The following is a 26065-nucleotide window of genomic DNA, read 5'->3' on the forward strand; positions in this document are numbered from 1 at the left end:
GCAACTTCTGATGCTGAAAAAAGAATGCCAGTCTTGCCCTGCCATGTCAACAACAAAATTACGATAAATGGTAAAATAATTTATAAATCGTAATAATGGGGTGGCCTATTACCGTCGTACGGGCCTCTGCATTAATCCCGGAAAACTCAATCTTTTCAACGTAAAAGATAGTCTTATGCAGCGGGCTGACTACTGCATAAGGCGGCCGGAAGGTGGCTTGCAATTGTAGCGCATTGACGACTGACAAACTCGGCGGTTTCAGTCGACTCGTGACGTCCCCCTTCGCTAAAGTTACGGGCGACACGCCTTCGCCGAAGAAAGTCTTCGTGTGGCGGTTCAGCGCTCTGCATGACTGCACAGCTCTATATTTAGGGATTGTGCGTGGCCTGCCACCCGAAGCCTTAGGCGTTGTGGTGGTGCCCCCGGTCGGAGTCGAACCGACACACCTCTCGGTACCGGATTTTGAATCCGGCGCGTCTACCAATTCCACCACAGGGGCGCAGGGAAGGGCCGTCTGATAGAGGCTTTTCAGGCGTCGCGCAAGCCCGAATTCTACCCAATCGCCTTATGCATATGCACGTGCGGAATCGTCACTTCGCTGAAGATATCGCCGTCAGCCTCATAACCGTATTTTTCGTAAAACGCTTGGGCGGTCACCCGGGCAGCCAGGACGATTTGGCGGACACCTTCGCGCCCGGCCGTCTCTTCCGCCGCGGCCAAAAGTATGGCGCCGACGGCCTGGCCCTGATGGTCGGGCGACACCGCCATCTGGCGCAATTTCAAAGTTTCGGTGTCATAGGGCGTTAGCACGACCGTCGCCACCAATGCGTCATCGAGAAATGCCGCCAGATGGATGTCGCCGCCTTCCGCCGCCAATTGCTCGGCGGTAAAATCGAGGCCCAACGGCGTGCGCAATACCCGCCGCCGCAGGCTAACCGCGGCATCGTAATCGCTGGAAGCAAAGGCGATCCGGCGTACAGTCAATGTCATGGTTTTTCCGCGCATTTTGTGGTCATCTCGACCTCAGGGTAAAGCACAGGATGGGGCGTTTGAAAATCTTTCGTTGGGCTGTTCTCGCATGCATCGTGGTCCTTGCCGCCATCATGGTGTTGCGCATAACGGCCCGGCCTCCGGCCCTGCGCGACGGTGATTTGATTTTCCAAAGTTCGCACAGCGGCCAGTCGACAGCGATCTTCGCGGCGACGCACAGCCTCTATACCCACATGGGCATTATCGCCCATCGCGGCGCCGAGATCGTGGTCATCGAAGCCGCCGGCCCCGTGCGCGAAACACCGCTGAAGGCGTGGGTGCGGCACGGGCGCTTCGGCCGTTACGCCGTCTTTCGCCGCAATCTGAGCGACGCCCAAACCACCGCCATCCTTAAGGCCGCGCGGGCGTTGGAAGGCCGACCTTACGATCTGTTCTTTTCGTTCGACAATCGCGCCATCTATTGCAGCGAACTGCCCTTCATCGCCTATTGCGCCGCCGGCATCGATATCGGGCGCGTGCAAAAGGTCGCCGACCTCCATATCGGCGGGTTGGCCAAAGGCCTGATCGACAAACGCTGGCGCAGCGATCCCGATTGTGCGGAATTGGATACCGGTCGTTGCTATGACCATATCATGCAGCAATCGCTGATCACGCCTGTGGCCATCAGCCGACCGGTCGTTGCACAGGATTTACAGCAATTATCCATGGTGAGCGCTCGCACCACATCGTTCCTTTACAATTTGACCGGCCGGGGGGCATGGATTTAAGAGAGCCGCGGCCTTAGTTTCAATTGATATTGGAGACCTGAATGAAGATCGTAAGCCTGTTGAGTTTGACCGCCCTTGTTGCCCTGGCCGCCTGTTCGCCCAAGGGCGAAGGCAATGGCGCCACCTCCTATGCCGGCGAATCGCCCGCGGCGACGATATCGGCCGCGGAAGCGTCGTCCCTGGCCTCTTCGATGGCGGTTTCCCAAGCGAGCACTTCAACCTCCAGCGCTGCAACCGATACATCAAGCTTTACCGGCAAATGGACGGGCCCCGAAGGCACCGCCTTGACCATCACCCAACTGGGCGCCGGCAACAACTATACCGTCACCGTGCAAGATCTCGACGGCCCGCGCGACTTCCCGGGCACCGCCACGGCCGACGGCATTACGTTTACCCGCGACGGCAAAGCCCTGACTATCCATCATGGGACAGGCGCGGAAACGGGTATGAAATGGCTGGCCGACAAAAAGGATTGCCTGGTTGTCGACGCCAATGAAGGTTACTGCCGCAGCTAGTTCTTCGTCTTCTCCGGGGCTGGGGCCGTAAACGGGCGGAAGGGTTAGGCGACCCTTCTGCCCATTTCTTCTTGCTCACACCCTGGCTGGCCTGTAGTCAGGCCTTTTGCCGGGGAGGCCCACATGGCCGATGAAGACGAAATCGTTGTAAAAGACAGCAATGGCACACGCCTCGCCGATGGCGACAATGTCACCTTGATCAAGGATTTGAAGGTCAAGGGCTCGGGCGGCGTGACGCTGAAACGCGGTACCCTGATCCGCAATATCCGCCTGACCCATGACGAAGCCGAAATCGAGTGCAACGCCGAAAAGGTCAAGGGCCTGGTCCTGCGCACCGAGTTCGTCAAGAAGGCCTGAGGCTAAGGCCTGAAACACCAGGGCCGAGACTGCCTATCGAATTTTTATGCACAAACTGGCATCTGTACAGCGGCTGGGACGTATAAGGGGCGCATCTTTCAGGAGGGCGTTTCCGATGACCAAAGACCTAATCATGACGCGCAACCACGGCCGCACGGCTCAGGCGGCCGCTGTCTTCCTGACGGCGATTGCGCAAATCGCTTGTGCGCGCCTGACCGACTTCCTTCACGTCGGCACCAATGTCGAACTCAGATCGGCCGCGACCACGCATCCCCTGGTGCCCTTAGGTTTCGCCTTCGCCATCTGGGGCGCCATCTATCTCTTCAGCTTCACCGCCGCCGTCTGGCAGGCCATGCCCGAGCAGCGCCACAACCGCGCCGTTGAAGCCGTCGGCTGGAACATGGCGGGCATCTATCTCATCAACGCCATCTGGCAGATATGGGTGCCGCTCAACGGGTTCGACTGGATCAGCGCCTTGCTGGTCGCCGGCGCGCTGATACTGGGAGTCAGTGGTTTGCTGCGCCTGCGCCAGGACATGGTCTTGTCGCATATCGATAACCTCATGGTGTTCGCACCCCTGGCCCTGGTCACCGGCTGGATGACCGCCGCCTGTTTCGTCAACTTCACCTCGATGCTGGTCGCTGGCGGCTTTGCCATCGATCCCACACAGGCCAATGTTTCCCTCGGTTTCCTGATGGCCCTGATCGTGTTCGGCGGCGTCATGGTGTGGCTGACCGAAAGCGTCGTCTACAGCGCCGCCCTGCTGTGGGCGCTGTTCTGGATCATGATGGCCAATATCTATCGCGACCATGAACCGGGCATGGTGACGACGGCCGTTATCGGCATGGCCCTGACCGGTCTGCTGTGCGCCTGGGCCGTGACGCACCACCACGAAAGCGGGCCGATGCAACTGCGTCGCGGCTGATTAGACTTTTTCGCCTCCTGTGTTACAGTGTCCCGAAATAGGACGGCCAAAGGGGACGAGGACGCATGCGCCAAATCTGGACGGTGATCTTGGGCGGGCTGATCGCCGGGGTGCTCGACATCGCGGATGCCTTTATTTTCTTCGGCATGCGCGGCGTAAAGCTGTTGTCGATCGCGCAATCCATCGCCGCGGGCCTGCTCGGCGACGAAGCCTATAGCGGCGGCATCGAAACCTTTGCCATGGGGCTCGGACTGCATTTCGCCATTGCCGTGGTCATGGCGCTCGTCTTCTTTGCCGCCGTCAAGCTGCTGCCGCTTTTGGGCCGCCACGCACTCATCATGGGCGCTCTCTACGGTGTCGCGCTTTATGTCGTCATGACCTATGGGGTTCTGCCGCTGTCGCATTTCAAGATGGGCCATAATCCGGATTTCCCGCCGGCGGTAACGCCCGGCCTGTTCAACGCCTTGTTCGCCCATATCGTCCTGGTCGGCATGACGATCGGCCTGTTCACCAAGCGAGCCCTGGCCAGCAAAACCTAGGAACAAACCCATGAGCCCGATCAAATGGGTGCTGGCTGGCGGTTTGGCGGCCGGTGCGCTCGACATTACCGACGCCTTCATCGTGTTCTCGCTGAAAGGCGTCAAATTCCTGTCGATCACCCAGGCCATCACGGCCGGTCTGATCGGCAATTCGGCCTTCAAGGGCGGCCTGCCGACCTTTCTCGAAGGGCTGGCCCTGCATTTCGCCATGGCGGTCGTGATGGCCCTGGTCTTCTATTTTATCGTCAGGTCCGTGCCCGTCCTGGCCAAATATATCGTCGCCGCCGGCCTGGTCTACGGCCTTGGGCTATATTTCGTCATGAACTATCTGGTTGTGCCCAATTCGCAATTTCATCACGGCCAGTTCCCGCCATTTCCGCCGACGCTGGATTTGATGACGCTCAACGCCCTGTTTTGCCATATCATCCTGGTCGGGCTGACCATCGCCCTGTTCACACGCCAGGGACTAAGGGACGCATGACGATTGATTTTGTAACGCCGGCCGACAAGGCCGGCTGGCTGCCGCTATGGCAGGCCTATCTCGACTTCTACAAGCAGCATCTCACCGACGCCATGACCGACCTGACTTTCGCCCGCTTCCTCGACGATGCGGAATCGATGTTCATGGTGGTGGCGCGTGAAGAGGAGCGGGTCGTCGGTTTCGCCAGCTTCCTCCTGCATCGCTCGACCTGGGCCGAGGGCAGCTATTGCTATCTCGAAGACCTCTATGTCGATGCCGACCTGCGCGGCAAGGGCATAGCCCGGAGCCTGATCACCGCCGTCGCCGAAGCCGGAAAAGCCAAGGGCGCCGAGCGGCTGTACTGGATCACCGATGCGTCCAACACAACCGCCCAGGCGCTCTACGACAAGGTCGCCAACCGGACCGACTTCATCCAGTTCCGCCGCGACCTTTAGTTCTGCATCACCGGTCCACTTTCCCCTCTCCCTTTTCAAGGGGAGAGGGTGGCCGAAGGCCGGGTGAGGGGTTCTTTCTTACGGTTCCCGGGTTGGTCTAACTCGTCAGTCTACTTCAGCGCACCATCCAGCGCGGCGTAAAAGGCCTCCGGCTGATCCAGCATTTCGAAATGCAGGCTGTTGTCGATGCGCGTAAAGCTGACCTTCGGCATGCCGGTATAGCTCATCCGATAAAAGGCCTCGGTCTGGGCAGCATCCTGGCCGCCGGCGACCGGAAACAGGACCGTTGTCGGCGTGGCTATCCCGGCGACGTCGCCGCGCATATCCGTCATCAGGTCTTCATAGAAACTCTCGGCGAAGACACGACGGTTGGAGTCGACCGACCACTTGACCACCAGTTTGAGATTGTCGGCCGAAGTGACCATGCGGCCCATGCTGGCGCCTTGCTGGGCCGCAAAGGCGTCGTCGGGCGTAGCCATCAAACCGTCACGCAGAGCAGCGGCTTGCGGCGCCATGGTGGCCGGGGTTGCCGCCGGATTGAAGATGACGCCGACATAGGGCAGGGCGTCGACGATCACCAGCGTGCCGGCATCTTCCGGATGCGCCTTGGTCAGCATCAGTGCCATCAGACCGCCCATGGAATGTCCGACCACGACCGGGCGGTTCAGGTGATTGGCCTTGATATAGGCGTCGAGCGCTTCAACCGTGGGAACCAGGATGTCACCCTGGGCGTTAGCGCCGGCCGGCTCACCGGCGAACCCGGCCAGGTTCAGCACGTGCAGGCGGTAATGGCCCTTCAGATGGTCGACCGTGCCATTCCACACATCGGCCGAGGAGGCGAGGCCCGGGATCAGGATGACGTCCGGACCGCTACCCGACACGGCGACGCTGAAACGTTCGCTGGCGGCGTCGGGGTAAGGCGTTGCCGACTTTAAACTCTCAGATCGGGCATGGCCGGACATACAGGCCGCGGTAATGGCGATCGCGATGACGATCCACAACATCGGCCTATTGATCATCTTGCCGTTGTGGAAGCTGCCGCAGAATTTTTGAAAGAGATTGGACATAGTCGGATTCCTTTGGAGTTGGATAGGATTGGAGGGATTTGGACAAGCCTTCGGCGGGCGCGTTCCTGAAGGGAAACGCGAGGTCATGGGGTTTGTCCTTTGAAATGAAAGCTTTAGGCGGGGCGGTAGGGATTTTCGAAGATCTCTTCGACGGGTTTGTCGAAGACGCCGGAGATCTTGTAGGCCAGGTCGAGCGAGGGCACGTGCTTGTCGGTTTCGAGCGCGATAACGGCCTGGCGTGAGACGCCGAGTTGATTGGCGAGGTCGGCCTGGGTCAGGCCCTTTTCGGTGCGCAGTTCACGGAGATATTGTTTCATCATACCTTCCTGTAAAAGATGCTTGCGAAACCGAACGAGCCCCACCACAAAGGATAGACGAGGTAGAGCGAGAAGTGGTGGGCGTTGGCATTGCCTTCGAGAAAGCCCCAGGCGGTCGTCACGAAGAGGGTCAGGCCGGTGGCCAGGATGAAACGCTTCAAGACGACGCCGCGGACATATTCGTCGACCTTGTCGATATAACGCAAGAAGACGACGATGGTGCCGCCGATCGGCAAGGCCGGCAGGACGGCCAGGAGATAGAGCAGAGGGCCTGTCGGATTCATGGCCTTGATCGTGTCGATGGAAAAGAACAAGGCGCAGGCATAGAGCACCATCCAGAACGAGATGCCGATGGTGTATTTGGCGTTGACGGAGAGATTTTGCATAGTCTGTTTCTCAGGTCGGGGGTGAAATCTGGGTTCATGCATGTAAGGCCGACCTTACATCTCAGCCAATGTTAAGTCAACCTTACATTCGCAAAAATGTCAGGTCGGCCTGACATTTTATTGGTCCCTACCAATAGGACCAATATTAGAACCAATAAGGGCTTGGCAAGGGCGGCAAGCTGTGAGATGTGTATTTCCAAGCGTGATGAGAATTGACTCATCGGGCTTGGCAAGGGCGACCGCCCGCCCGAGCTTTTGCGAGGAGCTATCGGCGGTGGCGCCCAGCCGCTTGAGCTGAAAAAACATACATCAGGGGAGCGCCCATGGCCGAGGTCATCAATTTCGAAAAACGGGAAAAACCCAAACCCGCCAAGGCTGCGACGCCGCCGTCGACGCGGTTCGAGGCGCTGGATATCCTGCGTGGCCTGTTCATGATCGGCATGCTGCTGGCAAATAATGCCGGCGACTGGACCCACATCTACACCCAATTCGACCACGCCGAATGGCACGGCTTCACCATGACCGACATGGTCTTTCCGGGCTTTATGGTCTGCGTCGGTCTGTCCATGACCCTGTCATTGGGGCGGCGGATGAAGGCGGGCGGCAAGCAGGCCATGGCCATTCATGCCCTGCGCCGGGCGGCGATCATCGTCGGTATCGGCCTGTTCTTGAACCTTTTGCCCAATTTCGACTTCGCCCATTGGCGTTTGCCGGGCGTTTTGCAGCGTATCGGCGTCTGTTACGGCCTGGCTTCGGGGCTGGTTCTGCTGCATTCGCACGTGTCGGCCGACGGCAAGCTGGTGCTGCATGCCCGGGCTTTGGCGATTTGGGCCATCGGCCTGCTGGCCGGTTATGCCATCCTGATGAAGTTCATTCCGGTGCCGGGTTTCGGCGCCGACCATTTTGACGCCGTACAATCGTGGCCAGCCTATATCGACCGCATCGTGTTCGGCGCCGATCACATCTATGCCGACGGCAAGACCTACGACCCGGAAGGCCTGGTCTCGACCTTCCCGGCAATCGCCAATATCCTGGGCGGCATATTGGTCGGGCTCTATATTAATGACAAGGGGCCGAAAAACGCTTCGGTCGGCGTCGCCATGATCGGCCTGATGCTGCTGGTCCTGGGCTTCGGTCTCGACAGCCAAATTCCGATCATCAAGAAGATGTGGACCTCGTCCTTCGTCCTCGTGACGGTCGGCTTCGCTTCGCTGCTGCTGTCCTTGCTGATGCTGATCATGGACAAGCTGGGCTACACCAAATGGGCGTTCCCGATCCGCGTCTTCGGCACCAATGCGATCCTGGCCTATGTCGCGGCGTGGCTGCTGTCGGTGTTTACGGATGTCACGGGCATCGGCGGCGCCATCACCACCTGGATGCACGGGGTCATTACCGATCCGTACCTGATGTCGATTACCTATGCGATCGGCTTCCTGGTCGTCATCTGGCTCTTCCTTCTTCCCTTCTATTTGAAGAAGATTTTTATCAAGGTTTGATGGTTTCGGGTCCAGGGGGCTTGCCCCCTGGCCGCCGGAGGCCCTTTAAGGCAGCTTGACGCTGTCCATCACGGCCGTAACGTTCTTGAGGTTGGCATCGTAATAGTGCTCGCCCGGCGCCAGATAGACGACATAGTAGTTAAGCCCGCCCTTGGACACCGCCTGGGCCAGGCCCTTGATGTTCAGGCCCGCCTTGGTGACACACGTCAACCCGAAGCGCACGCCCTTGACGCCATCGACGGTCACGGGTTGCGGGCTATCGGTTTCGACCTTGTTGTACCCGGTTTGGGCGACGGATTCCGCGACAAATTCCATCTGTTCCGACAGCGACATGTCCGCCTTGCCGCGCAACGACGGATGGGACTTGGTGTCGCCTGTCGTGACGTTGATCGTCAAGGGATCGCTCGACGACAAGCCTTCCGACACCATCATCTGGTTCAGGGTCAGGGCATCGATGGTCAGGACGTGCACCTTCGGACCGTGGGCGGAATAGACGAAGGTCGCCTTGGTCACGTCGGTCCAGTTGCGATCCAGCTTGACGCTGGACGCGCCGAGGGCCAGTTGCCCGGCCGGCGCCAGGACCGGCGGCGAGGTACAAGCGCTCAGCAAAAGAAGGGTGCTCACGGCGGCGGTGGTCAGGATAAGGCGTTGCATCGGGTCACTCCCCTTGTGACGGTGTGGCCGGGGCGGGCGCCGCGGCGGACAGGTTCTTGTTGAGCGTATCGACTTCGTCCTGGACCATCCAGGCGTCGGACGCGTCGGGTGCGGCGGCCAGATAGGCCTGATAGGCCTTGACGGCAGAGGCATTGTCGCCGAGCCGGCGATAGACATCGCCGATCTGCCGAGGCGTTTCCTTGGGCGCATCCGGCGCCAGGGCCGCTGTTTGATAAGCCGCCAGGGCGGGTTGCAGATCATCCGGGTTGCCCCGCTCGCGATAGGCCTCACCCTTGTAGAAGTTCAGAACGCCCGGATCTTCGCCGTCCATGGCCAGGCGGTTGATGAGGAATAGCGTTTCACCATAATCCTTGCGGCGCAAATCGTCTTTCAGCCAGGCGCCGAGAAACGGGCGGATATGTTGGCGATAGGCGAGGCGGGCCGCCTTTTCGTCGGCATCGCTGCGTGTGCTGAGCTGGCCGCCGTGGGCCGCGCGATCCGCGGCATTGAGCGCGTCGATCCGGTCGCTCTCCAAAGGATGGCTGCCGAAGATGTTGATGCGCGATCCCATCTTGCGCACCCTGGGATCGTCGGAGGCGGCGATTTCATTAAGCAGGCCTTGCCAGATTTGCGCGCCTGCACCGGGAAAATACCCGGCCTGGCTGGCATATTGCAGGCCATAGGCATCCGCCTGGGCTTCGGTTCCACGCGAATAGCTCATCAGCACGGCGACCGTGCCGAGATAACCGACATCGATCAGGCCGCCTCCATAAGAGGTGTAATCATGATAGCCGCTCGTTCCATAGGCGCCCGAATTAGCGCTCGCCCCGAGCAGGGCCAGCATCACGACGGCGCTGCCCACCATAAGGGCATCATTGCCGGCCTTGATTTCGTAAAAGCGCTTAAGGCTGTGCGAATGGCGGAAGTGGCCGGTTTCGTGGCCCAGCACGAAGGCCAGCTGATCCTCGGTCTGGGCGCGCAGCATCAGGCCCGACCACACCTCGGCATAGCCGTTCGGGTTGACATCGGCATTGAAGAAGGGACGGTCCATGACCAGCACACGGATATCGCCGCTAAACGGGCCGGCCACCTTGGCCTCAACGGATGAAATGTAGGCATCGAGCGCCGGATCGGAATCGCGTTCACCCGAGGTCCTGGCCTGACGCTCGGCCTTGTCGGCATCGGCCCAAATCCCGCCTTCGATCGACTTTGGGTCAGGTTTGACCCCCGGAATACGCTCAGGGGAATCGTTTTTCAGATTGACGACCAGCGGCGTGCTGTCCTGCGCCATGGCCGGCAGGGCTGTCGCGGACGCGATCAGGGACAGCTGAACCAGGGCAACCAGCGCCTGGCGCGAAAATTTGTGCGCGTTCATGGTCCGCGCCTAGAAAGGCAGGGCTTTAAGCAGGGCGTCGACCCCGGCGGTGTCGCCGGCCTCGGTGCGCAGGTCGGTGCCGGCGCCGAAGGCGACCTGCTTGTACCACACGATCTTGCCGGTATTCAGGTCGACCAGGGTGCCCGACAGGGTCTGGGATCCGCCCGCCATGAGCTGTCCACCGGCGCTGCTGCCGGCCGCCGCGAGAAGAATGCCCATGGCGACGCGCCCGCCGGAGGAATAGTTGCCGCTGGCATGGACGAACAGGATATAGGCCGCCGGGGTCGTATCGCTTTCCGGGCGCAGTTCAGCGGCGCCTTCACCCAGGGTCCAGTCGAAGCTCGTCTTGGTCGGCATGGGCAGATAAGCGTTGCTCTGGATGGCGGCGGTGACCGTGTCATTGAGCTTCAGGATTTGCAGGTCGCGCGACCCGTCATAGGCGGCCGGGTCGACGGTTTCAGGCGTATAGCCGCGGGCCTTGATGGCATTGGTCAGGGCCGTACCGAGATTCTTGGTGGCGTCCTGGTTCCATTCCTGTTTGGGTTGGGCGCCGCCGGTGGTCAGCAGGACCATGGAGGTTTCCGGAACGGCGATCAGGATCGGCGTCCCCGCCGCGGGCTTGTCGACCGATACGACGGTCGCAACGGGTGCCGCCTGCGCCGCAAATGACAGACACAAGCTAAGCGACACAGCGGTCGCGCACAACAAACGGCGCATGGAAGTCCCCCCGGAAAGCATAATAGGTTCAGTTGTTTCTGGCGTTACCATCGTGGTTTGCCATACTTTTTCAAAACGTAACTCACGTTTCCGTGTTCGGCAAGAGACAATGTTTTCGATTGCAAATCGATGGAGGCCGGCATATTCAGTACTGACTGGTCAGTACTGAAAGTCACCCTATGTCCGCAGTTCTTGCCTCGAGATCGCGCCGCGCCGCGCCGGAAGTGCGCCAGGCCGATATCCTGGATGCCGCCTATGCCGAGTTCGCCCGGCATGGCTTCGCCGACGCACGCATGGAGGACGTGGCGCGCGGCGCCCATGTCAGCAAGGGTACGGTCTATCTCTACTATCCGACCAAGCAAGCTCTGTTCGAAGCCCTGGTCCGCCGGGATATCCTGCCGCGTATCGGTCCGATCGTCGCCTTTCTCCGCGGCTATGACGGGCCGCTCGATGTCGCCCTGGAACGTATTGCGGCGGTCGCCGGGATGCTAATCGGCGAAGGCAAGCTGCCCATCTATCCGAAATTGCTGATGGCGGAATCGGGGCGCTTCCCGGAACTGGCGCGCTTCTATCGCGCCGAGGTGGTCGAGGTCATGTTGGGGGGGCTGGCCGGATTGTTCGAGCGCGCCATGCAGCGCGGCGACATCGGGCGGGCCGTCGCGCCCGTTATGGCAGCCCATCTGTTCATCGCGCCGTTCTTGAAAGCCATTATGTGGTCGTTCACCTTTGCAGCGACCGAGGACGTGCCATTCGCGCCGCAGCCTTATTTGGCGGCGCATGTAAAGACGTTTTTAGCCGGCTTAAGGGAGACGCAGGATGCGTAAAATCATTGTGTGCAGTGTGGCTCTGCTGGCCTTAGCCGGGTGTACGCAGAAGCCCGACAACAGCTATAGCGGCTATGTCGAGGCTCAGTCGGTCAGTATCGCGGCGCCGCAGTCGGGCTGGCTGACCGCGGTTAATGTCGACCGCGGCGATGCCGTGACGCCGGACGAGCTGTTGTTCACCCTCGATTCGACCCAGGCCCAGGCCACCCTGGCCGGCGCCGAAAACCGCGCGGCGGCCGCCCAGGCCAATGCCGAGGACCTGTCGAAGGGCGCGCGGCCGGCCGATATTGCGCCGCTGCAGGCGCAACGTATCCAGGCCCAGGCGCAACTCGACCTGGCCCGCGCCAACGAGGCTCGTTACGCCCAGCTGGAGCCCAATGGTTACGTCTCGGCGGCGCAGATGGATTCGCTGCGGGCGGCGACTCGATCGGCTCAAGCGCAAGTCGCCAATCTCGACAAGCTGATCCAGGAGAAGGAACTGGCGGCCCGGGAGGATCAATTGCACGCGGCCCAGGCCCAGGCGGCAGCCTCGGGCGCCGACGTCGCCGGTGCGCAATGGACGGTCGACGATCGCGATGTCCATGCCCGCCTGGCCGGCCGGGTCGACGAGCGTCTGCGTGAACCCGGCGAATTCGTCGCCCAGGGCTCTGCGGTGTTGACTGTGCGGCCGCAGGGGCGGGAATTTGTGCGCTTTTATGTGCCGCAGGCGGACCTAGCCAAGTTCCGCGTCGGCACGGTGGTCCACGTGGCATGTGACGGTTGTACGGCGACCGGCGCCAAGGTTCGTTATGTGTCGCCGGTGGCAGAATTCACCCCGCCGGTCATCTATTCGGTCAAGGAACGGCAAAAGCTGATGTTCCTCATCGAGGCCACCCCCGACAAACCTGAGGCGCTGCATGCCGGTCAGCCGGTGGATGTCAGCCTGTGAGCGAAGCGGAACTTGCCATCGATGTACGCGGGCTGACCAAGACGTTCGGCAAGCGCACGGCCGTCGACCACGTCGATATCAAGATGCCGCGCGGCCAGGTCTGGGGCTTTCTCGGGCCCAACGGTTCGGGCAAGACGACGACCATCCGCATGCTGTGCGGGCTGCTCCGGCCCGATGCAGGGGAGGGGACCTGCCTGGGGTACGACATCCTGAAGAACAGCCGCCAGATCAAGAACAATGTCGGCTATATGACGCAGAAGTTTTCCTATTGGGAAGACCTCAGCATCCGCGAAAACCTCGAATTCGTCGCCAATCTCTACGGCTTGAAAAACAAGAAGAAGGTCGTCGACCAGACGCTTGAGCAACTGGGCCTGACCTCGCGGCAGAAGCAACTGGCCGGCACCTTGAGCGGCGGCTGGAAGCAGCGCCTCGCCCTGGCCGCCTGTACCCTGCACAATCCCAAAATGCTAATGCTCGACGAGCCTACCGCCGGGGTCGACCCGCAAGCGCGCCGCGACTTCTGGGACCAGATCCATCGCCTGTCGGCGCAAGGGTTAACCGTGTTGGTATCGACCCACTATATGGACGAAGCCGAGCGCTGCGACCAGATCGTCTATATCGCCTATGGCAAGCTGATGGCCCAGGGCCGCGTCGAGGACATTATCGACCAAAGCGGCCTGTTCACCTTCGTCGCCGAAGGTGCCGGCGTGCGCGACATCATGGAAAAGCTGCGCGGCCAGCCGGGCGCCGACCATGTCGCCTATTTCGGCAATGCGCTCCACCTGTCGGGCGGCGACCTCGAGAAACTCCGCACCTTGATCGCGACCCACGGCCAGGCGGCCGGCGTGCGCTGGCGCCAGGAACGGCCCAACCTCGAAGATGTCTTCATCCATCTGATGGGGCAGTCCAAAGACAATTCGGTGGAGGCGTAAATGGGCGACGCTCTTAGGCGAATATTCGCCATCCTGCTGAAGGAATTCATCCAGATGCGGCGCGACCGCATGACCTTCGGCATGATGATCATGGTGCCGGTGATCCAACTGACCTTGTTCGGATTCGCCATCAATTCCGACCCGCGCCACCTGCCGACCTTGCTCTATCTCGAAGACGACAGCACCCTGGTGCGGTCACTGGTGTCGGGCCTGCAAAATTCAAGCTATTTCAACATTACCGGCCAGGTCCATAGCGCGAAAGCGGCGACTGAGGCCTTGCAGGCGGGGGAAACGGCCTTTGTCATCACGGTCCCTGCCGGCTTCACGCGCGATGTGCTGCGCGGCGACAAGCCGGACCTGCTGATCGAGGCCGATGCCTCGGACCCGTCGGCGGCATCGAACGCGGTCGGCATGCTCAGCCAGATCACGGTGTCGGCCTTGAAGCAGGACCTGAAAGGCGAGTGGGCGCCCCTGAACCAGACGGCGCCGCCGATCAATATCGTCGTCCACCGCATGTATAACCCCGAAGGCATATCGCAGTACAATATCGTGCCAGGCCTGCTGGGGGTCATCCTGACCATGACCATGATCATGATCACCTCGATCGCCATGACGCGCGAAACCGAACGCGGTAATATGGAAAACCTGCTCTCCATGCCGGCGCGGCCGTGGGAGGTCATGGTCGGCAAGATCGTGCCCTATGTCGGGGTCGGGCTGATCCAGACCGGGATCGTCCTGTTCGCCGCCTATTACGTCTTCAGCGTGCCGTTTATCGGTTCGCCGTGGTTGATGGCGCTCGGCGTGGCGCTGTTTATCGTCGCCAATCTGGCCGTCGGCTTCACCTTCTCGACCATTGCGCGGACGCAGATGCAGGCCATGCAGATGACCTTCTTCTTCTTCCTGCCGTCGATGATGCTGTCGGGCTTTATGTTCCCGTTCCGCGGCATGCCCGATTGGGCTCAGACAATCGGTCAGATATTCCCGCTGACCCACTTCCTGCGTATCGTCAGGAGCGTGATGCTGAAGGGCTCGGACTTTCATGCCATGTGGCCGAATATCTGGCCGCTGCTGGTATTTATCGTCGTGGCCATGACGGTGGCGATGATGCGCTATCGTTCGACACTCGACTAAACCTTACTTCATATGGGCTTCGATGATATCCAATAGTGGATGCGGCGTGCGTTTCAACTGATCCGCCTTGCCCTCTTCCTGGAGATAATAGAACTGGCCCTGCGTTACATCCGGCGCCAGTTCGTAGTCCATGGCGTCCCAGCCATCCTCGCGGAAGCCGTAAAACGCCCAGTGCGCCGAATGACTGTTCAACACATCCAGCACATCGTTGATATAGGCGCCGCAATCCACCCATTGCCGCACACAGCCGAATTCGCCAGCGACCATGCGGTTGTTCGGCACGTCATGCGCCGCCGCCCATTGGAACGGGCCATCGAGGAAGGTCGCCACCATGGTCTTGTCCCAGGTCACCTTCTTGGCGCCGAACCATGATTGGACGCCAGGATAGCGTAGTTGCGGGTTGCGTTTCAGATTGGGTGAACTGGTCGCCTCATAGGGCTCGTACATATGAAAGGCGTAGAGCACCTTGTCGTCCGACAGCTTGCTCGGCCAATAGCTGAAGCTCCAGGCATTGGCGTACCAGCCGCCGTCGACCATGATCGGGGTGTCGGGATCGGTGGAGCGGACGGCCGCAATGACCTGTTCGTAAAAGGCCGGCAGGTCGTGCGTCGTGCCCTTATACTTGGCGTACCAGGCTTGGCGCGTCGCCGGATCTGCCTGCTCGTCCAGTCCCATGCCCTTTTCCGGCGTCGGTTCATTGATCAGGTTATAGCCCGCTATCGCCGGATGATCCTTCAGCGCGAACGCCAGATCATGCCAGAAGGCCGCCGACTGGTCCCAATAGGCCATGTCGTTCCACAGCCGGTCGTCCTGTTTATTATCGTTCTGCTGGTTCCAGCGGTCGCCGGGCAGGGACAGGGGTACCAGAACGACCTTGATCCCAGCGGCCTGGGCCGCGTCGAGGCATTTGATCAACATCGCCAAATCGGTCGGCGGGATGCCGTCATAATGGTCGGCATTGCCGATGAGGAAGTCGCGCCCGGCGCCCTTCCACTTGCTGGGCGTCAGCCGCACCCAGGTGGCGCCGGTGGCTTTCAGGGCGCGGAAATAGGCTTCGTCGGGGACGCCCTGATTGAAGCTGTTGCCGCCGTATTGCGGGGTGTCCCAGAACGCAATCGTGTCGGCGGCGCGGGCGGCGGGAGACAGGGCCATGAGGAGGGCCGCGACCACTGCAATATTCAACTTCATGCCGAGCTCCATTTTCCGCTAGGGTGCCGTAAAAGTTGCGCCATGGCCAGAATTTACACGACCGTTAACGCCCCCGTTAACCATTTTTCGGCAAAATTTCCGGATCCCCCTGTCCGGAGTCCCCCATGGCCGCCCAGAGCACGACCATCAATCCGAAGCGCGACGGCATCCTGGCCGGCGCCCTGATCTTTGCCGTTGCGGCGGTGGCCAGCCTGGCCGTCTATATCGCGTCGCAAATCGCCATGAAGGCCGAGATACGTGAGAACCTGAAGGGGTTGGCCCAGGCCGCCGCCAATATGGTCGATGTCAAGGCGCACCTGACCCTGGATACGCCGGAAGAAAAGAACAACGAAGTCTATCGCAAGGTCGAGGAACCCTTCCGCGCCATGATCAATGGCGACGAAAACTTGGCCTATATCTATACGGTCGTCCAAAAGGACGAGAAGATCTATTTCATCGTCGATAGCCAGCCCGAGGGCCAGAAGGACGACACAAGCGGCATCATGGATGAATATGCCAAGGCGCCGCCGACCCTGGAAAAAGCCTTTCAGACCAAGACGACGGCGACGGAATCCAAGCCCTATACCGACGAATGGGGGACCTTCCTCAGCGGCTACGCACCCTTTTATGACGAAGACCACAATTTCGTCGGCATGGCCGGGGTCGATATCAACGTCAAGGCCTATAATGCCCGGATGGGCCAGGTGCGGATGGCCCTGTGGATCGGACTGCTGATCGCCGTGGTCTGTTCGGCGGGCTGCGGTTTCGGCGTTTATCGCCTGCGCCGCGCCATGATGCGGGCCGAGGTCAGGGCGCGCGAACAGCAGGATCAACTGGCGGAGATGGAAACCCGGAGGATCGAGGCGCAGCAGGCGGCCGATCAGAAGGCGGCCGAAGCCCGGCGCCAGGCCATGCACGACCTGGCCGAGAGCTTTGAAAACTCGGTCCATGGCGTGTTGCGTGACGTCGTCTCGGCTGCGGACCTGCTGCAGGCGGAATCGGAAAGAGTTTCGGTCATCGCCGTCGACACCAAGGACCGTTCACAGGCCGTGTCGCGCATTTCCAATGACGCCGCGCAAACCTCGTCGCAGGTGGCGGCGGCGTCGGAGGAACTGACGGCGTCGATCCGCGAAATCCGCGATCAGACGGAGAAGTCGAACCAGATCGTACGCTCGGCCGCCGACAAAGGGGCGTTGGCCAAGGATGTGGTTGAACGGCTGTCGAAATCGTCCGGCCGCATCGGCGAAGTCGTCAATGTTATCAACGACATTGCCGGCCAGATCAATCTGTTGGCGCTCAATGCCACGATCGAGTCGGCGCGGGCAGGGGAGGCGGGCAAGGGCTTCGCCGTGGTCGCCAACGAGGTCAAGAGCCTGTCGGGCCAGGTGTCGCGGGCGCTGGGCGAGATCTCGTCGCAGATCCACGACATCCAGAGCGAAACCCAGCAGTCGGTCGAAGCCATGGGCGAAATCCTGGGCATTATCAACGATGTCACCGAAAGCACGGTCATCGTCGCCGCCGCGGTCAGCCAGCAGTCGGACGTCACGCGAGAGATATCGCAGAACATTCATGCCACGGCGCATGGCGCCCAGGAAATCGCCAATACCATGGTCAGCGTCCTGTCATCGGCCGATGAAACCGGCATCACCGCCGAGCGAGTACGGGCGGCGACGGCGCGACTGCAGGCGCAGTCCCAGACCCTGAATAGCCAAGTCGACGTCTTCCTGCGTCAGGTCAGGGCGTAACTAACAGGCCTTTGCAGCGCAGCGAATGAGTAGATCGGAATATGCTATATTACCGCTTCGTTTTCCTTTTGCGTGCCGCCGTATATATCGCATAGCACAGCCATAAGCCGCGCCGCATTGTCATCGGCCAGCCGATACCACATGACCTGTGCATCGCGGCGTGCACTGACCAACCCCTCGGCCCGCATCCGCGCCAAATGCTGTGACGTCGCCGACGAGCTCAAACCGCTATAGTCCGCCAGTTCGGCGACCGAGCATTCGCATTCGGCGAGGTGACACAGGAGGATCAAGCGCTGTTCGTTGGCCAGCAGTTTGAGCAGGCGCGCCGCCTCGCCGGCGCGGGCCTCGAGATCGTCGAGCGCATCGAGAAGCATCAGCGCTCCGTCGGCAAACCGGCGGCCTTCCAGGCATTGATTCCGCCGCCCAGGTGATGTTCGACGTCCAGTCCGGCCATCTGGCAGGCATCCATGGCGCGCAGCGAACGGACGCCGCCGGCACAGGACAGCACCAGGATCTTGCCGTCATCGGCCGGAAGGGCGGCGGGATCGAAGGTCGAAAGCGGGTAATTCAGCGACCCCGGAATACGTTCGGCGGCAAATTCATGCGACTCGCGGACGTCGATAAGGGCGATTTGCGAGGCGTCCAGCGCCGTTTTGAGTTCCGCCGGGGTCAGGTCGCGGTGGTCGGGCAGTGTGGTCATCGGAGCGGTCCTCTCAGGTTAACGTCTTTATGTTAGATAATGCTAACATAAAGATTTTTCATGCCCGCACAAGTGGCCAAATCTATATTGTTGGTAAAAATCGCCTCGGCACGTTGATTGGGAGCGCTTTCAAAGAGGGGGCGCCCAGCGGCATAACCATAGTATTGGTAGCGCTTCCAATATGATCACACGTTGTAATCATGGGGCCTCAGGACGCAGCGATCCACCGGCCAAATCTCACCGCTCCGGAAGCGAAAGCGGCGGGGACGCGGCGGGTGTCATGACAGCGCTATCAACACCAAATCGCGGCCTGAATTTCTTTTCGACCTATGTTATATTTGCCACAATTCATCTCATCATTTGATAAATAATCGTATAAAAACAACATGATAATGAATTCAAAAAACCGTGAGCGCAACCAATGCAGAATGATAGCGCTACCCTCAAAATGTTATCGCTAACATAAAATTGACAACCTTGTCATATGCGCGCTGTATAGGGGGGCCAAGCGGCAAGAGGCTTGTTTCGGGGTCACAACCGGGACGTCACGAAAGCCCGTCGCTCAACGGCAGCAAAAAGACCTATGTTGGGGAGATACCATTGCGAAACCTACTGCACCCTCGGGTAGCCATGATGACGGCTGCCTCGATTATCGCGCTTGGCGCGGCGACCTCGGCCTTTGCCCAGGATGCCGCTCCGGCAGCACCGGCCGCCGATGATACGACTGTCGTCGTTGTCCGCGGCTTCCGCGCTTCTTTGCAAAACGCGCTCAGCGCCAAGCGTCGGAACAACCTGCCGATCGAATCGGTCGCGCCGGAAGATATCGGCAAGATGCCGGACCAAAACGTCGCCGAATCCTTGCAACGCCTGCCGGGCATCCAGATCAACCGCACCTTCGGCAGCGGCACCTCGGTCCTGATCAACGGCCTGCGCCAAAACCTGACGACCTTGAACGGCAATGTGTTCCTGACCGGCAAGGAATTCTATGTCTCGGGTGAAGCCGCCAACGGCGGCAACGGCGGTAATGCGCTGTACAGCTCGCTCGAAGGCATTCCGAGTGAAGAAATCGGCCGTATCGACGTCTATAAGAGCCCGAACGCCTCGCTGACCGAAGGCGGCCTGGGTGGTATTATCGATTTGCGTACCCGCGATCCGCTGGATGCGCCGAACGGCCTGACCGTCGGCGGCAATCTGCGTGCGTCCCAAGCTGCCGACACCGACACGACCGACATGAACGGCACCGTGGTCCTGACCTACAAGCCGAACAGCAGCGTCGCCTTCACCGGCAGCCTGTCGTCGAACGAGGAAAGCACCCACACCAAGGAATACGAAGCCTATAACCGTAATCAGTGGGCCTTCACCAATGTCGCCACCGGTCCCTATACCGACACCTTGTCGGCCTCGGACCAGACGACGATCGCCGACCACTATATCGTGCCGCAATATGCCTATTTCAGCGACATCTACAGCACACGCAAGACGACGGGCGCCTCGCTCGGCGTCGCGTTCAAACTGTCGGATTCGCTGAAGACCAAGTTCGACTGGTTCTATTCGAAGCGTGAAGAAACCACGCTGAACTATACCGACAAGGTGGCCTTCAACGGTTCCGGCGCCGGCTCTTTGGGCCCTATCCCCGGTATCGATCCGACCGCGGCTTACAGCATCGACAGCAATGGCGTGCTCGAATCCGGCACCATGAACCTGACGGGGGCTGAAACCCAGACCCTGTTCCAGGGAAGCGAAACCAAGGCCAATAATTTCCAGTGGCACACCGACTGGAACAATGGCGGCGCCCTGACCGGCACGCTCGACGTCTCCTATGCCAAGGCCAATTCGGACCTGCAAGGCGCCGCGGCCGACGTCGAACACGGCTTCTACAATGCCCGTCACGCCGATGGTTCCGGCGCCCCGGCGCAACCGACCGCACCCGGTTGTAACAATTTCGGCGCCAACTGCGACACCGGCACCGGCAATCACGGTTACGAAGTGGCATGGACCAATGGCGGCACGTCGGGCCTGCCGACGGCCATGGCGTTGGCGCCCTATGCCGATATCAACACCAACCCGAACTATACGACCTTCAAGTCGCATTGGGCGTGGGCCAATAAGACCGAACAGACGCAATCCGCCGTTCGCCTCGACCTGCATTACAAGCCGGAATATCTGGCCAGTGTCGACGGCGTCATCAGCACGGGTGTCCGTCTGGCCGAGCGCGATGTCGACCAGGTTTTCGGCCGCTATCTGCTCGACGGCGGTACAGCGGTGAACAACTGCTGTTCCGATCCGAACGGCGGCACCTGGCTCTACTATATCGATCCGGGCTATGTCTCCATTCCCTTCGCCACCGCGACCTCGGCGCCGGGTCTGGCCAAGACCGTCGATAACTTCGCCGTCGGCAGCATCGTCGTTCGCGATCCGACCGACATGATGGATCCGTCGACCTATCTCAACAGCGTATGGAACCACGGTCAGGGCGCGACGCCGAACAACAGCGAAAAGTTCTTCGTCGATACGCTGAGCTCGTTCAAGATCGCCGAAAAGACCACGTCTGCCTATGTCATGGCCGACCTGGGCGGCAAGGGCGCCAGCTACCACGCCAATTTCGGCGTGCGCATCGTCAATACCGAACTGACGGTCGACGGCGCGCAAACCGCGCCGGTGCCGACCTTCTATGGCTCGGCTTCGTGGAACGGCGTCAACAGCAACAACATCCCGGTCACCACCAAGCGCAACTATATCGACGTGTTGCCGTCGGTGAACTTCGTCCTGAACGTCACCGACGAACAGACGATCCGTGTCAGCGCCGCCCGCGTCGTTTCGCCGGCCGACCTCTATCCGCTGGGCCTCGGCAACAGCTATGGCTTCACCCGTGAAACCAATGGCCGCACCAATGTCCATACCGGCGTCAAGGACGGCTTCAAGTTCGATCGTGGTTCGTCCGGCAATGCCGAGCTCGATCCGTATCGCGCCAACCAGTTCTATGCTTCGTGGGAAAATTATTTCGCCCCGGGCGCCTTGGTCAGTGTCGGCACCTTCTACAAGCAGGTCGACAACTTCGTCGTTTATCAAAACATCCCGACCTTCGTCGACGATGATTTCGGCGGCAGCACGGCCAATGTCAACAAGCCCGTCAATGCCGGCCACGGTTCGATCTATGGCATGGAACTCAGCGGTCAGTACGGCTTCTCCAACGGTCTGGGCTTTGCGGCCAACTATACGATGTCGCAATCCTATTCCAACCAGACGACGTCCTTTACCAACGCCGCCCAGATCCCCGGCGTGTCGAAGAACTCGTTCACCGGCACTGTCTATTACGAAAAGGGCGGCTTAGGCGCTCGCCTGTCCTATTCGTGGCGTGACAAGGCGGTCAATGACGGTATCGGCGGTTCGACCTTCGCCTTTGCCGACGCGACCGGCGCGCCCAAGGTCTATGGTGTCTTCGTGGCGCCTTACGGCCAGGTCGACGGCCAGGTGTCCTACGACTTCAGCGAACACTGGGGCGTCATCCTGTCGGCCCAGAACATCGGTAACGCGAAACAGCATACCTATATGCAGTATCCGAACCAGGCCTTCACCTATGACGACAGCGGGAGCCGTTACTTCCTCGGCTTCAAATTCAAGTACTAAGCGTCCGAGAGTGCCGTCCCAGCTTGCTGGGGCGGCACGTTCCTCCTTGGCGGTAGCAGGTGAAAGCTTGCTGCCGCTCTTTTTTTGAGGGACCCAAACCATGACCGGACATAACGGCGACAAGCGTATCAAATCCATCGCCATCGTCGGGGGCGGGACGGCCGGATGGATCGCGGCCAGTATATTGGCGCGGTCGATGCATGGTTTGGGTTGCCAAATATCGGTCATCGAGTCGCCGGATATCGGCACGGTAGGAGTCGGCGAAGCCACCATTCCGCCGATCATCGACCTGTTGAAGTTTCTCAGCATCAATGAAGCCGATTTTATCAAGAATACCCAGGCGACCTACAAGCTGGGGATCAAGTTCCACGACTGGCGAAGCGTCGGGCAATCCTATTGGCATCCGTTCGGCACGTTCGGCGCGACGATCAACCGCCGGCCGTTCTTTCACGCCTGGCTGAAGGCGAAGGCCAACGGCTTGGCGCCGAAATTCAACGATTTCAGCTTGTGCGCGGCGCTCGGCGATGCCGACAAGTTCGCCTTTCCGGCGGGGCAGGGGGCCGAGGCCGGCCTGCGTTATGCCCTGCATTTCGATGCGGCCCTGGTGGCGCGTTACCTGCGCGCCTATGCCGAACAGATGGGAGTCGTCCGGTTGGAGCGCACGGTGGCGGGGGCCAGCCAGACCGCGGACGGCGCCATCGACACCTTGATGTTCAGCGACGGATCTCACCTGAAGGCCGACCTCTATATCGACTGCAGCGGTTTTCGCGGCGTGCTGATCGAGGACGTGCTGAAGACCGGCTATATCGATTGGACGCAACATTTGCCGTGCAATCGCGCGGTCGCCATGCCGACGGGCGTCAGCGCGCCGCGGCCGCCCTATACCCAGGCCAGCGCCCGCGCGGCCGGTTGGCAGTGGCGCATTCCTTTGCAGAACCGCACCGGCAACGGCTATGTCTATTCCAGCGCCCATCTGAGCGACGAGGACGCCTTGGCGGATCTGATCGGCCGGGCCGGGACGCCGGCGGCCGATCCGCGCTTTTTGCGCTTCACCACCGGCCGGCGCAAGCTGTTCTGGAACCGCAATTGCGTCACCCTGGGCCTGGCCTCGGGTTTTCTGGAACCGCTGGAATCGACCAGCATCCACCTGGTAATCAGCGGCATGTATAACCTGCTCGACCATTTTCCCGACTGCGATTTCGAGCCGCGCAACATCGCCGCCTATAATCGCGAACTGAGTGAGGAGATGGACCATATCCGCGATTTCATCATCCTGCATTACTGCCTGACCGAGCGCGACGATACGCCGTTCTGGCGCGATTGCCGCGCCATGGCGTTGCCCGATAGTTTACGCGAACGTATCGAAACCTATCGCCGTAACGGCCGTTTGCCGAACCGGCCCGGGGAATTGTTCACCGACCACAGCTGGTTCTATATTTATGAGGGCATGGGGGTGACGCCGGAGCGCTACGATCCGTTGATGGACGTCGTCGGCCGCGACCAGCTCCGCGATATCCTGGCGGGCCTGGCGGGCGAAACAGCCGCCGCGCTCCGTGGTGCGAAACCCCACGACAGCTATTTTTGATAGGTTATTTTTCGTGCTTTTCGTGGTTAAATTCCTTTTCCCGGAAACACCCCGTCTGATAAAATGTCCGCCCCAGCCACGCGTGATCCATGGCGATGGTAAAACGAAACTCACCCCCACCCAGGTCCTCATGCGTAACATGCGTGCGCCCAGGCGACAGCCAATGCGGCAACGGAACCTGCACGCCCATAACCTCCCAGAAATAGCGCTCGCTGATGAAATGCAGGGCACCTCGGCGGGCATGGACGCTGAGCCGCATACCGAACCCCATGCCGACATATTCGCACAGCCGGCCTTTGGCGTCCTCGCGCTTGCATGAGGTGACGAGGCATGGCGCGGCAAAACCGTAGGTGCGGCGCCACCATACGCCGCCGGTCGCGCGCTTCGTCAACCGAACCTCAGTCGGAACATCGCGGCCGCGGTGTGGGGTGAGGGGGCTGCCGATCAACAATGTCGCCAGCGCAAACAAACGCCCGGCCGGAGAACAATGGATCTTGTCCATCACACCGCTATAGACGATGTCGTGACCGGGCAGGGGCTCGTGCGCAAAACGTGCCTGGACATGCGGATTGAGCCGATACCAGTCATCGCCCATCAGAGTCTTCAACGGGCTGTCCGGCCTGGCCTCCGTGTGAGCTTGCGCGAATTTCATGGTCCCCACCCCAAAATCTTGACCTTGTCTCCAAATCGATCTATATATTTAGCTAACAAACTAAATGTATGCCGCTTCCCACATTTCGTCAACAGGCTAAATATATGCGTCCCGTCCAAGCGGCGAAAATCTTCGCGGCCATGGCTTCCGAGCCACGATTGAAGATTCTCGCCTATCTGTCCAAATCTACCATGACGGCGGGAGAGATCGCCGAACGTTTCGACATGGCCAAGCCCAGCCTGTCGAAACACCTCAGCATCCTCGAAAACGCCGGCCTGATCAGCAGCGTCAAGAAGGGCAAATATATCCATTACAGCATCGTCGAAGAGCATATCGTCAATACGCTGGACGGCTATCTGCAATCGGTCTGTTCGGTGCGCGGGCCCTTGCGCCAGGAAAGCGCCGCCAAGGCGGGGACTGAGCCGGGGCCGGAGGCAGACTGAACGGGCCTGTCGGGGGCAATTCTTCACCTGCCGTCACAAGTCTGGATTAACAAGTTCCGTGCGTGGGCTGTCACGGTCCCGGTGACGGTCCCGTTTCCGGTGCGAGCGGCGCAAAGGCGAAGCGTAGGCCACGCGTGTAGGATTCGAACGTAGTCGCGCTGTGCCGTTCGTCTTCGACTATGTGAAAGCTGTAATCGAAGCCCGCGCGATGTCGCGAGGCCAGGCGTTGGTTGAAGCGGATGATACCGTTGAGGTATTCGGGGGATTCATTGCCACCGACCGTTACATAGAGGCGTCCCACTTCAGGCACGCCCGATTGCGCCAGTTTGTCCTCGTACTGAAAAAGCCAGTCATGATCGACGGTCACGGCTGGCGACGAAGCGATATAGGCTTGAAAAAGACCAGGGCTGTCGAGCATAGAATATAGCGTAAACAGGCCCCCCAGGGATGATCCCGCCAAGACCCGATATGACTTGTCCGTGCTATAGTCTTTATCCACGAGCGGTATGATGGCTGTTTTCAAAGTGTCGAGGAATTCGGCGGCGTGTCCGGAGGCCTCGCCATTGTCGCCGAAGGGGACGGGAGACAGTTCCCACCTGCGGAGATCGCCATAATTCAGATTATCACCGGCATAGCCTAATCCGATTGTGATGAACTCCGGAGCGACGCGATCATAAGCCAAGGACCCTCCCATGGTGACGATCTTGGTAAAATCCCAATAACCGTCGGTGACATAGACGACCGGATAGGTTTTACCGGGCACTTTTCCATAACTGTCGGGCAAACCGACATAAAGCTGATAATGGCGACCTTCAGACGTGACAGGCAGGACGCGAATCTGAGTATTCGGCATGGTGTAGGCAGGAAGGGCGACAGGTTGCGCTTTCGATGACTCTGCCGCGGCAGTAACACCCGTCGACCCCAGCATAAGCGACAACACTATTCCGGCGAGTCTTGGCGCGAGCATTTTGATCCCCGTTTCCTGAGCTGGAACAATGGCGTGAATTAGCCTGGCTGGCAATCGCGATTTGTTGCTACGGGGACAGGCGCACTATTCCCGAGCGTTTCCGACACCAGGAAGAAAGCCGCGAGGCGAGAGCCAGGATCAGCCCATGCTTCTGAGTGCTGCGCGATTGTCTCGGAGCGGATCGCTGTCGAACGGATCGTATTCAGCAGAGCCGTTGTCGGTGCGACGAACGCCTCCGGCATGCCCAGAAATTGTCGCCCCGGAATTGGATAGAATTGGACAACTTTTTTGGCTCATCTGGGCCACCGGCGCGGCCAAACGCT

At 60.1% G+C, this 26065-nt stretch carries 28 protein-coding genes and 1 tRNA gene; 16 read left to right on the forward strand and 13 right to left on the reverse strand.

The annotated features are described in order from the left end of the window. Window positions 1–414: 414 nt before the first annotated feature. Together AC1DX3_RS21015 and AC1DX3_RS21020 are read right to left on the reverse strand one after the other, a co-directional pair. Window positions 415–499: transfer RNA gene (locus AC1DX3_RS21015), tRNA-Leu, on the reverse strand. Between the two features lie 53 nt (window positions 500–552). Continuing rightward, a complete protein-coding gene (locus AC1DX3_RS21020) occupies window positions 553–990 on the reverse strand; it encodes a GNAT family N-acetyltransferase (RefSeq protein WP_476991300.1) in 438 nt (145 codons plus the stop codon). 59 nt (window positions 991–1049) lie between these two features. On the opposite strand from AC1DX3_RS21020, the gene AC1DX3_RS21025 reads away from it, so the two are divergent. From AC1DX3_RS21025 to AC1DX3_RS21055, 7 genes are all read left to right on the forward strand, one after another. Then, window positions 1050–1757, forward strand: a complete 708-nt coding sequence (locus tag AC1DX3_RS21025; protein WP_476991301.1) for a YiiX/YebB-like N1pC/P60 family cysteine hydrolase — start codon at window positions 1050–1052, stop codon at window positions 1755–1757. A 41-nt stretch (window positions 1758–1798) separates the two neighbouring features. Beyond that, window positions 1799–2272 (forward strand): hypothetical protein, encoded by a 474-nt coding sequence (locus AC1DX3_RS21030; protein WP_476991302.1) that lies wholly within the window; start codon window positions 1799–1801, stop codon window positions 2270–2272. A gap of 123 nt (window positions 2273–2395) precedes the next feature. Continuing rightward, a complete protein-coding gene (locus AC1DX3_RS21035; RefSeq protein WP_476991303.1) occupies window positions 2396–2629 on the forward strand; it encodes an alkylphosphonate utilization protein in 234 nt (77 codons plus the stop codon). A gap of 115 nt (window positions 2630–2744) precedes the next feature. Continuing rightward, complete coding sequence (locus AC1DX3_RS21040) at window positions 2745–3554, forward strand: hypothetical protein (protein ID WP_476991304.1); 810 nt, start codon at window positions 2745–2747, stop codon at window positions 3552–3554. 65 nt (window positions 3555–3619) lie between these two features. Then, window positions 3620–4093, forward strand: a complete 474-nt coding sequence (locus AC1DX3_RS21045; RefSeq protein ID WP_476991305.1) for a hypothetical protein — start codon at window positions 3620–3622, stop codon at window positions 4091–4093. A 10-nt stretch (window positions 4094–4103) separates the two neighbouring features. After that, window positions 4104–4574, forward strand: a complete 471-nt coding sequence (locus AC1DX3_RS21050) for a hypothetical protein (RefSeq protein ID WP_476991306.1) — start codon at window positions 4104–4106, stop codon at window positions 4572–4574. Further along, entirely contained in the window at window positions 4571–5008 is a 438-nt protein-coding gene (locus AC1DX3_RS21055) for an N-acetyltransferase family protein (RefSeq protein ID WP_476991307.1), read from the forward strand. The genes AC1DX3_RS21050 and AC1DX3_RS21055 overlap by 4 nt, the downstream gene beginning before the upstream one ends. 110 nt (window positions 5009–5118) lie before the next feature. Here AC1DX3_RS21055 and AC1DX3_RS21060 read toward each other — a convergent pair whose 3' ends face one another. From AC1DX3_RS21060 to AC1DX3_RS21070, 3 genes are all read right to left on the reverse strand, one after another. Next, window positions 5119–6075 (reverse strand): alpha/beta fold hydrolase, encoded by a 957-nt coding sequence (locus AC1DX3_RS21060; RefSeq protein ID WP_476991308.1) that lies wholly within the window; start codon window positions 6073–6075, stop codon window positions 5119–5121. A 113-nt stretch (window positions 6076–6188) separates the two neighbouring features. After that, window positions 6189–6392 (reverse strand): helix-turn-helix transcriptional regulator, encoded by a 204-nt coding sequence (locus tag AC1DX3_RS21065; RefSeq protein WP_476991309.1) that lies wholly within the window; start codon window positions 6390–6392, stop codon window positions 6189–6191. After that, on the reverse strand, window positions 6392–6778 hold the full coding sequence (locus tag AC1DX3_RS21070; RefSeq protein ID WP_476991310.1) for a hypothetical protein: 387 nt from the start codon (window positions 6776–6778) through the stop codon (window positions 6392–6394). Before AC1DX3_RS21070 ends, AC1DX3_RS21065 begins: the two co-directional genes overlap by 1 nt. 323 nt (window positions 6779–7101) lie before the next feature. Here AC1DX3_RS21070 and AC1DX3_RS21075 point away from each other — a divergent pair, with 323 nt between their 5' ends. Further along, window positions 7102–8274 (forward strand): acyltransferase family protein, encoded by a 1173-nt coding sequence (locus AC1DX3_RS21075; RefSeq protein ID WP_476991311.1) that lies wholly within the window; start codon window positions 7102–7104, stop codon window positions 8272–8274. A gap of 45 nt (window positions 8275–8319) precedes the next feature. Here the strand turns inward: AC1DX3_RS21075 and AC1DX3_RS21080 are convergent, their stop codons facing one another. The 3 genes from AC1DX3_RS21080 to AC1DX3_RS21090 are packed head-to-tail and all read right to left on the reverse strand — an operon-like array spanning window position 8320 to window position 11020. After that, the gene (locus tag AC1DX3_RS21080) at window positions 8320–8928 is read right to left on the reverse strand and encodes a hypothetical protein (protein WP_476991312.1); all 609 of its coding nucleotides are present in this window, start codon (window positions 8926–8928) and stop codon (window positions 8320–8322) included. A 4-nt stretch (window positions 8929–8932) separates the two neighbouring features. After that, window positions 8933–10303, reverse strand: coding sequence for a M48 family metallopeptidase (locus AC1DX3_RS21085; RefSeq protein ID WP_476991313.1), 1371 nt, complete (start codon window positions 10301–10303; stop codon window positions 8933–8935). A gap of 9 nt (window positions 10304–10312) precedes the next feature. Beyond that, window positions 10313–11020, reverse strand: coding sequence for a hypothetical protein (locus AC1DX3_RS21090; RefSeq protein ID WP_476991314.1), 708 nt, complete (start codon window positions 11018–11020; stop codon window positions 10313–10315). A 179-nt stretch (window positions 11021–11199) separates the two neighbouring features. Between AC1DX3_RS21090 and AC1DX3_RS21095 the strand changes: the two genes are divergently transcribed. Genes AC1DX3_RS21095 through AC1DX3_RS21110 form a run of 4 tightly spaced genes read left to right on the forward strand, consistent with a single transcriptional unit; the run spans window position 11200 to window position 14835 of the window. After that, window positions 11200–11844 carry a TetR/AcrR family transcriptional regulator gene (locus AC1DX3_RS21095; RefSeq protein WP_476991315.1) on the forward strand — a complete coding sequence of 215 codons (645 nt, stop codon included), beginning with the start codon at window positions 11200–11202 and terminating at the stop codon, window positions 11842–11844. Further along, the gene (locus AC1DX3_RS21100; protein WP_476991316.1) at window positions 11837–12772 is read left to right on the forward strand and encodes an HlyD family secretion protein; all 936 of its coding nucleotides are present in this window, start codon (window positions 11837–11839) and stop codon (window positions 12770–12772) included. The genes AC1DX3_RS21095 and AC1DX3_RS21100 overlap by 8 nt, the downstream gene beginning before the upstream one ends. Beyond that, on the forward strand, window positions 12769–13704 hold the full coding sequence (locus tag AC1DX3_RS21105) for an ABC transporter ATP-binding protein (protein ID WP_476991317.1): 936 nt from the start codon (window positions 12769–12771) through the stop codon (window positions 13702–13704). The genes AC1DX3_RS21100 and AC1DX3_RS21105 overlap by 4 nt, the downstream gene beginning before the upstream one ends. Beyond that, a complete protein-coding gene (locus AC1DX3_RS21110; RefSeq protein ID WP_476991318.1) occupies window positions 13705–14835 on the forward strand; it encodes an ABC transporter permease in 1131 nt (376 codons plus the stop codon). Between the two features lie 3 nt (window positions 14836–14838). Here the strand turns inward: AC1DX3_RS21110 and AC1DX3_RS21115 are convergent, their stop codons facing one another. Next, a complete protein-coding gene (locus tag AC1DX3_RS21115; protein WP_476991319.1) occupies window positions 14839–16023 on the reverse strand; it encodes a glycoside hydrolase family 5 protein in 1185 nt (394 codons plus the stop codon). 125 nt (window positions 16024–16148) lie between these two features. Between AC1DX3_RS21115 and AC1DX3_RS21120 the strand changes: the two genes are divergently transcribed. Then, window positions 16149–17768 carry a methyl-accepting chemotaxis protein gene (locus AC1DX3_RS21120; RefSeq protein ID WP_476991320.1) on the forward strand — a complete coding sequence of 540 codons (1620 nt, stop codon included), beginning with the start codon at window positions 16149–16151 and terminating at the stop codon, window positions 17766–17768. A gap of 44 nt (window positions 17769–17812) precedes the next feature. Here the strand turns inward: AC1DX3_RS21120 and AC1DX3_RS21125 are convergent, their stop codons facing one another. Together AC1DX3_RS21125 and AC1DX3_RS21130 are read right to left on the reverse strand one after the other, a co-directional pair. Continuing rightward, window positions 17813–18142 (reverse strand): ArsR/SmtB family transcription factor, encoded by a 330-nt coding sequence (locus AC1DX3_RS21125; protein ID WP_476991321.1) that lies wholly within the window; start codon window positions 18140–18142, stop codon window positions 17813–17815. Further along, window positions 18142–18468, reverse strand: a complete 327-nt coding sequence (locus AC1DX3_RS21130; RefSeq protein WP_476991322.1) for a rhodanese-like domain-containing protein — start codon at window positions 18466–18468, stop codon at window positions 18142–18144. Before AC1DX3_RS21130 ends, AC1DX3_RS21125 begins: the two co-directional genes overlap by 1 nt. Window positions 18469–19101: 633 nt before the next feature. On the opposite strand from AC1DX3_RS21130, the gene AC1DX3_RS21135 reads away from it, so the two are divergent. Beyond that, window positions 19102–22095: a TonB-dependent receptor gene (locus AC1DX3_RS21135; RefSeq protein ID WP_476991323.1), complete on the forward strand. Its 2994-nt coding sequence runs from the start codon at window positions 19102–19104 to the stop codon at window positions 22093–22095. A 100-nt stretch (window positions 22096–22195) separates the two neighbouring features. Beyond that, on the forward strand, window positions 22196–23680 hold the full coding sequence (locus tag AC1DX3_RS21140) for a tryptophan halogenase family protein (protein WP_476991324.1): 1485 nt from the start codon (window positions 22196–22198) through the stop codon (window positions 23678–23680). 4 nt (window positions 23681–23684) lie between these two features. Here the strand turns inward: AC1DX3_RS21140 and AC1DX3_RS21145 are convergent, their stop codons facing one another. Then, window positions 23685–24332: a DUF4166 domain-containing protein gene (locus AC1DX3_RS21145; RefSeq protein ID WP_476991325.1), complete on the reverse strand. Its 648-nt coding sequence runs from the start codon at window positions 24330–24332 to the stop codon at window positions 23685–23687. A 104-nt stretch (window positions 24333–24436) separates the two neighbouring features. Between AC1DX3_RS21145 and AC1DX3_RS21150 the strand changes: the two genes are divergently transcribed. Next, window positions 24437–24775: a metalloregulator ArsR/SmtB family transcription factor gene (locus tag AC1DX3_RS21150; RefSeq protein WP_476991326.1), complete on the forward strand. Its 339-nt coding sequence runs from the start codon at window positions 24437–24439 to the stop codon at window positions 24773–24775. 70 nt (window positions 24776–24845) lie between these two features. Here the strand turns inward: AC1DX3_RS21150 and AC1DX3_RS21155 are convergent, their stop codons facing one another. Continuing rightward, complete coding sequence (locus AC1DX3_RS21155) at window positions 24846–25742, reverse strand: alpha/beta hydrolase (RefSeq protein WP_476991327.1); 897 nt, start codon at window positions 25740–25742, stop codon at window positions 24846–24848. Between the last annotated feature and the right edge of the window lie 323 nt (window positions 25743–26065).

This window comes from Asticcacaulis sp. P2_B1 (genome assembly GCF_056404915.1).

What these genes read in the sequence shown, in the direction of transcription:
- AC1DX3_RS21115 (WP_476991319.1), bottom strand. Translation starts at nt 16,023, where the DNA reads ATGAAGTTGAATATTGCAGTGGTCGCGGCCCTCCTCATGGCCCTGTCT.
- AC1DX3_RS21065 (WP_476991309.1), bottom strand. Translation starts at nt 6,392, where the DNA reads ATGAAACAATATCTCCGTGAACTGCGCACCGAAAAGGGCCTGACCCAG.
- AC1DX3_RS21050 (WP_476991306.1), top strand. Translation starts at nt 4,104, where the DNA reads ATGAGCCCGATCAAATGGGTGCTGGCTGGCGGTTTGGCGGCCGGTGCG.
- AC1DX3_RS21120 (WP_476991320.1), top strand. Translation starts at nt 16,149, where the DNA reads ATGGCCGCCCAGAGCACGACCATCAATCCGAAGCGCGACGGCATCCTG.
- AC1DX3_RS21155 (WP_476991327.1), bottom strand. Translation starts at nt 25,742, where the DNA reads ATGCTCGCGCCAAGACTCGCCGGAATAGTGTTGTCGCTTATGCTGGGG.
- AC1DX3_RS21085 (WP_476991313.1), bottom strand. Translation starts at nt 10,303, where the DNA reads ATGAACGCGCACAAATTTTCGCGCCAGGCGCTGGTTGCCCTGGTTCAG.
- AC1DX3_RS21020 (WP_476991300.1), bottom strand. Translation starts at nt 990, where the DNA reads ATGACATTGACTGTACGCCGGATCGCCTTTGCTTCCAGCGATTACGAT.
- AC1DX3_RS21135 (WP_476991323.1), top strand. Translation starts at nt 19,102, where the DNA reads ATGACGGCTGCCTCGATTATCGCGCTTGGCGCGGCGACCTCGGCCTTT.
- AC1DX3_RS21030 (WP_476991302.1), top strand. Translation starts at nt 1,799, where the DNA reads ATGAAGATCGTAAGCCTGTTGAGTTTGACCGCCCTTGTTGCCCTGGCC.
- AC1DX3_RS21045 (WP_476991305.1), top strand. Translation starts at nt 3,620, where the DNA reads ATGCGCCAAATCTGGACGGTGATCTTGGGCGGGCTGATCGCCGGGGTG.
- AC1DX3_RS21145 (WP_476991325.1), bottom strand. Translation starts at nt 24,332, where the DNA reads ATGAAATTCGCGCAAGCTCACACGGAGGCCAGGCCGGACAGCCCGTTG.
- AC1DX3_RS21140 (WP_476991324.1), top strand. Translation starts at nt 22,196, where the DNA reads ATGACCGGACATAACGGCGACAAGCGTATCAAATCCATCGCCATCGTC.
- AC1DX3_RS21110 (WP_476991318.1), top strand. Translation starts at nt 13,705, where the DNA reads ATGGGCGACGCTCTTAGGCGAATATTCGCCATCCTGCTGAAGGAATTC.
- AC1DX3_RS21095 (WP_476991315.1), top strand. Translation starts at nt 11,200, where the DNA reads ATGTCCGCAGTTCTTGCCTCGAGATCGCGCCGCGCCGCGCCGGAAGTG.
- AC1DX3_RS21130 (WP_476991322.1), bottom strand. Translation starts at nt 18,468, where the DNA reads ATGACCACACTGCCCGACCACCGCGACCTGACCCCGGCGGAACTCAAA.
- AC1DX3_RS21035 (WP_476991303.1), top strand. Translation starts at nt 2,396, where the DNA reads ATGGCCGATGAAGACGAAATCGTTGTAAAAGACAGCAATGGCACACGC.
- AC1DX3_RS21055 (WP_476991307.1), top strand. Translation starts at nt 4,571, where the DNA reads ATGACGATTGATTTTGTAACGCCGGCCGACAAGGCCGGCTGGCTGCCG.
- AC1DX3_RS21060 (WP_476991308.1), bottom strand. Translation starts at nt 6,075, where the DNA reads ATGTCCAATCTCTTTCAAAAATTCTGCGGCAGCTTCCACAACGGCAAG.
- AC1DX3_RS21080 (WP_476991312.1), bottom strand. Translation starts at nt 8,928, where the DNA reads ATGCAACGCCTTATCCTGACCACCGCCGCCGTGAGCACCCTTCTTTTG.
- AC1DX3_RS21150 (WP_476991326.1), top strand. Translation starts at nt 24,437, where the DNA reads ATGCGTCCCGTCCAAGCGGCGAAAATCTTCGCGGCCATGGCTTCCGAG.
- AC1DX3_RS21090 (WP_476991314.1), bottom strand. Translation starts at nt 11,020, where the DNA reads ATGCGCCGTTTGTTGTGCGCGACCGCTGTGTCGCTTAGCTTGTGTCTG.
- AC1DX3_RS21125 (WP_476991321.1), bottom strand. Translation starts at nt 18,142, where the DNA reads ATGCTTCTCGATGCGCTCGACGATCTCGAGGCCCGCGCCGGCGAGGCG.
- AC1DX3_RS21100 (WP_476991316.1), top strand. Translation starts at nt 11,837, where the DNA reads ATGCGTAAAATCATTGTGTGCAGTGTGGCTCTGCTGGCCTTAGCCGGG.
- AC1DX3_RS21040 (WP_476991304.1), top strand. Translation starts at nt 2,745, where the DNA reads ATGACCAAAGACCTAATCATGACGCGCAACCACGGCCGCACGGCTCAG.
- AC1DX3_RS21075 (WP_476991311.1), top strand. Translation starts at nt 7,102, where the DNA reads ATGGCCGAGGTCATCAATTTCGAAAAACGGGAAAAACCCAAACCCGCC.
- AC1DX3_RS21070 (WP_476991310.1), bottom strand. Translation starts at nt 6,778, where the DNA reads ATGCAAAATCTCTCCGTCAACGCCAAATACACCATCGGCATCTCGTTC.